Annotated in this window: 1 protein-coding gene; it reads left to right on the top strand. The window is 56.1% G+C overall.

From position 1 onward, the window contains the following. On the top strand, window positions 1–255 hold a 255-nt coding region (locus tag V2S86_RS25545), incomplete at both ends, for an AMP-binding protein (RefSeq protein WP_330764619.1).

The raw sequence follows: 255 nt of genomic DNA, 5'->3' as shown, positions 1-255 counted from the left end.
AGGGCGTACTGCACACCACCGGCGGCTATCTGGTGTATGCCGCCATGACGTTCAAGTACGTCTTCGACTACCACGAAGGTGACGTGTACTGGTGTACGGCCGACGTCGGCTGGGTTACAGGTCACAGCTATCTGCTGTACGGCCCGTTGGCCTGCGGTGCCATCACCTTGATGTTCGAAGGCGTGCCAAACTATCCTGGCGTCAACCGCCTGTCACAGGTGATTGATAAGCATCAGGTCAATATCTTGTATACCG

This window comes from Serratia sp. C2(1) (assembly GCF_036352655.1).
Classification (GTDB): domain Bacteria; phylum Pseudomonadota; class Gammaproteobacteria; order Enterobacterales; family Enterobacteriaceae; genus Serratia; species Serratia inhibens.
Note: the sequence above shows the minus strand (reverse complement) of the source record. Positions and strands in the feature narration are given on the sequence as shown.